This window comes from Synechococcus sp. H55.11 (genome assembly GCF_047462475.1).
Taxonomy (GTDB): domain Bacteria; phylum Cyanobacteriota; class Cyanobacteriia; order Thermostichales; family Thermostichaceae; genus Thermostichus.
The window spans coordinates 1-4,845 of the sequence record NZ_JANSJI010000210.1; the positions used below are offsets into that span (position 1 = coordinate 1).

The following is a 4,845-nucleotide window of genomic DNA, read 5'->3' on the forward strand; positions in this document are numbered from 1 at the left end:
TCAACCTGCAGGTGCTCGACAAAGGGTTGAGCCGCACACTTCGGTGTGAAAAGGCTCCCCTTCCTGGGGAAAATCTTCTCGGAAATGGGCCCCTCGGCTTTCCTCTCGCAGCAGCGCCCCCTGTGCCACCAGGCGAGCGAGCAAAAGTAGACTGCCGGCCTCCGCCTCTTCCCGGCTGGCCCAGGGCTTCTCCTCTAGGGGCAGGGCTTTTGCAAAAGCCAGAAAAGCTCGCAGCCGCTCGCCCTCCCGCACCACGCCCAGGGCTTCTCCCACTTGCGGCTTGAGCTTGGGGAGAAGAGAGGGTGGCGCAGTGAGCACAGGTAGTGCCTGGGGCTGCCGAGGGGGGCCGTGTAAATCTTGCAAGGCGGCCAGAGCGGCCCGCTTGCCCATGACCAGCCCTTCCAAAAGGCTGTTGGAAGCTAGGCGATTGGCCCCATGCAAGCCCGTGGAAGCCACCTCCCCCGCTGCATAGAGGCCCGGCAAGCCGGTGAAGCCGCCAGCGTCGGTGCGTACCCCACCCATCACGTAGTGAGCCGCAGGAGCGACTGGGAGAAGATCTGTTGTGGGATCCAGCCCCAAGGCGCGGGCAGAGGCGACGATGGTGGGAAAGCGTTCCCCCAAATGCTCAATGCTGCGCAGGTCGAGGTAGACCGCCCCCGTCCGCTGCCGCTCCCAGAAAACAGCCTGGGCCACCACATCCCGCGGCGCCAGCTCGCCCAGCTCCGCATAGCGAGGCATGAAACGCTCCCCCCAGGCGTTGAGCAGAACCGCTCCTACCCCTCTGGCGGCCTCGCTCACCAGTGCCCCATTGGGCAAGGCCGTAGGGTGAAATTGCACAAACTCCAGATCCCTCAAGATGGCTCCGGCGCGCCAGGCCAGCACCATTCCATCGCCGCTGGCCCCCGGTGGAGCCGTGGAGATGGGAAAGAGGCTGCCAAATCCTCCCGTAGCCAGGAGAACCGCCCCGGCCTTCACCTGTACCGGCCCTTCAGGGCCGAGAAGCAGGGCTCCCGCCACTCTGTCTCCCGCCAGCAAAAGGCTGAGAGCCGTGTAGCCCTGCAAAGGCGGCCTGCTGAGACGGCCCAACAGGCCTCTGAGCAGCCACAGCCCGCTGCGATCCCCCCCCAGGTGACGCACCCGTGCCCGCGAGTGGCCTCCTTCTCGCACCGGCTCGGGATGGAAAGGCAGTCCCCAAGACAAAAGTTTCTCCAGGTGAAAGGGCGCTTCCTGCAAGATGGAGCGGGCCACCTTTGCTTCCACCAGGCCGCGGCCTGCCTGCAGGGTGTCCTGGAGATGGGCCGCCACATCCGTCGCGTCCAGAGGAAAAGCCACCCCCCCCTGCGCCCAAGGCGTAGAGCCAGAGGGCAAGGGATCCTTGCTCACCACCAGGGTTCTTGCTCCCTCAGCTTCCGCCCACAGGGCTGCGTACACTCCCGCCACCCCGGCTCCCAGGATCAGCAGATCCGTTTCCCATCGCGATAGCGCTGCAGTTCCCGACAGACCCCCTTGCAAGGGCGGCACGTAGTCCTTGCGCTTCACCTCTAGGCCCCGGCAGGGATCGCCAGCATGGCCAAGATGGACTTGCGGGCCTTCTCGGCCACCGCCTCCGGCACCCGGATCACGGGGCGCATCTCCAGCAGGGAGCGGCGGATCTTCTCCAGGGTGATCTTCTTCATGTACTCGCAGACGGCATCCGCCTTCACAGGGATGAACGTCTTGTCGGGGGCTTCCTTCTTCAGGCGGTGGAGAATGCCCACCTCGGTGGCGACCACGAACTCCCGGCAGGGCGAACTCTTGGCATGGCGCACCATGCCCTCGGTGGAAAGGAGCTTGGCATCGGGTTTGAGAAACAGACAACTGGAGCCACAACTGCATTCGGGGTGAATGAGGAACTCTGCCCCAGGATGCTCTTCCACCATCGCCTTGAGGTGCTCTTCCCGAATGCCGACATGCACGTGGCACTCGCCGGGAAACAAATCCAGCTCCCTGCCTGTCACCTGCGCCACGTGGGCCCCCAGGAACATATCTGGCACAAAAAAGATGGGGCGATCCGGGGGCAGGCTGGCCACCACTTGAACCGCGTTGGCGCTGGTTACGCAGACATCGGCCAGGGCCTTGATCGCGGCGGCAGTGTTGACATAAGCAACCACCAGGCCTTCTGGGTTGGCCTCTTTCCAGCGCAGCACATCTTCGGGGCAGATGCTATCGGCCAAGGAGCAGCCCGCCTCCAGATCCGGCAGCAGCACCGTTTTTTCCGGGTTGAGGATGGCCGCCGTCTCAGCCATAAAGTGGACGCCGGCAAAGACGATGACCTGGGCGTTGGTCTTCTGCGCCTCGCGAGCCAGTCCCAAGGAGTCTCCCACAAAGTCCGCCACCTCCTGCACTTCGGGGAGCTGATAGGAATGAGCAAGAATAACCGCCTGTCTCTCCTGTTTGAGCTGAGCAATTTCCCGGACGGTCGCAGCAGCGTTGCCTCGCAACAGGGTTTCTCCTTCCATTACTTCCTAACGGTTTTGTTCCTCTGTGAGCTGGAGCGGAGCACTTTTTGGGCAGAGCATAGCTCCCGCAGGTGGTCAACTCCGCTTTGGAGAAGCATCTGAGCCGGCAAGAGAAGCCTTTCGTAACAGCGGGACGGAGCCGAGCCCAGGTTGTCTTCTCAAGCTAGCATCAAAAGCAGTGCCCCGCGAGAGCGTGTCTCAGGGCGGCACCACCAGCAAAGAGAGATCCAAGGCCTTGGCGGAGTGGGTGAGCGCCCCGACGCTGACGTAGTTCACGCCTGCCTCGGCAACTTGCCGGGCCCGTTCCAGGTTCATGTTGCCGCTGGCCTCCAGAGGAACCTTGCCGCCCACCCGTTGGACGGCGGCCCGAGTTGCTTCCAGGGTGAAGTTATCCAGGAGGATGAGATCGGCGCCTGCCGCCAACGCCTCTTCCAGTTCTTGGAGATCCCGCACCTCGACCTCCACCTTGAGGTGGTGGGGAGCGCCTTCCTTGGCCCGTTTGACGGCTGTCAAAACCCCCCCCGCGCTGCGGTCGCAACAGAGTTGCGTAGCAATGATGTGGTTCTCTTTGATCAAGATGCCGTCGAAGAGGCCAAAGCGGTGGTTTTTGCCGCCCCCTACTCGTACTGCATACTTCTCCAGGGCGCGTAGGCCAGGGGTGGTCTTACGGGTGTCCAGAAGCTGGGTTGAGGTTCCTCGGAGAGCTTCTACATAGGAGCGGGTGAGCGTGGCAATGCCGGACAGCCTTTGGAGAAGGTTGAGCGCCAGCCTCTCCCCCGCCAGAATCCCCCGCAGGGATCCCTTGAGATGAGCTACCTCTTGGCCAGCAGCTACTGCGGCCCCCTCTTCCACCCAAGGGGTGAACTCTACCTGGGGATCTGCCAGCCGGAAGACTTTTTGGGCAATCTCCAGGCCCGCCAGGATCCCCGGCTCCTTGGCCAAAATCACCGCCTCGCCCTTCAGTCCTGGGGGCAGGGTCAGCTCTGTGGTGAGATCGCCGTGACCCAGATCTTCCCGCAGCCAAGCGCGAAGGATCTCCTCAGGCAAGTCAACTTTGTCCATTGTTTTAGCTGGTGGGGGTAGAGCTGGTTGTATGAGACGGCTTTGCCAGGATCTGATACAACTTTTGCCCTAGGGGGTGTTTTGCGGCGTTTCCTCTGCCGGGCTGGGCGCCGTATCCGGCTCTTGGGCGAGGGCAGAGTCCTCAAGGCTGGGAGCGGTTTCTTGCTCCTTAAGAGGAAGCTGGGCGGCAACAGGCTCTGGGGCAGAAGGGGAGGGCGCAGTCGGGATCGCGGCTTCTTCTTCAGGAGCAACCGCAGGTGGCTGGGCAGCTTCTTTTTCTTTTTGCTGTTCGTAGCGCCGGCGTTTGTTGCCCTCGTCCACCAGCACGTACACCAGACTGAGGAGAGAGAGCCCCGCCGTTCCGATTAAAACCCAAAGTAAATTGTTGTCTATGGTCATGGGTGAGCTCCGTCAAACGCTGCTGCCGGTGGAGGAACATTGCTCCTTAAGGCTCGATCTTACCGTTGAAGCTGCTCTGCCTAGCTGAAAGATCCGGAAAGATGGAATTCATGAGTTGTGTGCCTCATGCGTTATCTCAAGTTCTACAAGCCCTACGGTGTGCTCACCCAATTTACCGACCAAGAGGGGCGGCCTACGCTCAAGTCTTTTATCCCGGTGCCCAGGGTCTATCCGGTGGGTCGATTGGATCGCGACAGCGAAGGGCTGCTCCTGCTGACCGATGATGGCATCCTCAATGCCCGCTTGATCGATCCCAAGTTCGGCCACGAGCGCACCTATTGGGTTCAGGTGGAAGGGATCCCCACCCCCCAGGCCCTACAACAGTTGCAACAGGGGCTGATCATCCAAGGGCGAAAAACGCGCCCGGCCCAGGTTAAAGTCTTGGCCGAGGAACCCAACCTGCCGCCACGGGATCCCCCCATTCGCTTTCGCCGCTCCATCCCCACCACCTGGCTGGAACTGACGCTGCGGGAGGGTCGCAATCGACAGGTGCGCCGCATGACTGCCGCTGTTGGGATCCCAACTTTGCGGCTGGTTCGCGTTGGACTGGGGCCGCTCTCTCTGACGGGGCTTGCTCCCGGCCAGTGGCAGGATCTCAGCGAGGCAGAACTGGCTCAGTTACAGCAATACTGTTTCTAATCACCAAGCAGTTGTTGTTTTTATCAAGTTGTCTTTATCAAAAAGTTGGGTCTAAAACTTCAGGCTTTTCTTGGTTTTGGATGTATGGTCATTTCCAACCGGATTAAGACACTTCGCCGCCAATCCAACTCCTCTCCCGACCCTCTCTCCCAAGGGGCGAGGGGGAGAAGACTCAGAACCCTCTCCC

The 4,845-nt window shown here is 61.5% G+C and carries 5 protein-coding genes; 1 reads left to right on the forward strand and 4 read right to left on the reverse strand.

Annotated elements, in window-relative coordinates:
* The 4 genes from NW853_RS08715 to NW853_RS08730 form a co-directional block, all read right to left on the reverse strand.
* Positions 1–1,539: an L-aspartate oxidase gene (locus NW853_RS08715; protein WP_414348820.1), complete on the reverse strand. Its 1,539-nt coding sequence runs from the start codon at positions 1,537–1,539 to the stop codon at positions 1–3.
* 2 nt (positions 1,540–1,541) lie between these two features.
* Positions 1,542–2,498, reverse strand: coding sequence for a quinolinate synthase NadA (nadA, locus tag NW853_RS08720; RefSeq protein WP_414348821.1), 957 nt, complete (start codon positions 2,496–2,498; stop codon positions 1,542–1,544).
* A 198-nt stretch (positions 2,499–2,696) separates the two neighbouring features.
* Positions 2,697–3,560 (reverse strand): carboxylating nicotinate-nucleotide diphosphorylase, encoded by an 864-nt coding sequence (gene nadC / locus NW853_RS08725; protein WP_414335605.1) that lies wholly within the window; start codon positions 3,558–3,560, stop codon positions 2,697–2,699.
* A gap of 69 nt (positions 3,561–3,629) precedes the next feature.
* The gene (locus NW853_RS08730) at positions 3,630–3,959 is read right to left on the reverse strand and encodes a hypothetical protein (RefSeq protein ID WP_414348822.1); all 330 of its coding nucleotides are present in this window, start codon (positions 3,957–3,959) and stop codon (positions 3,630–3,632) included.
* A gap of 126 nt (positions 3,960–4,085) precedes the next feature.
* On the opposite strand from NW853_RS08730, the gene NW853_RS08735 reads away from it, so the two are divergent.
* On the forward strand, positions 4,086–4,658 hold the full coding sequence (locus NW853_RS08735) for a pseudouridine synthase (RefSeq protein WP_414335608.1): 573 nt from the start codon (positions 4,086–4,088) through the stop codon (positions 4,656–4,658).
* Positions 4,659–4,845 lie beyond the last annotated feature (187 nt).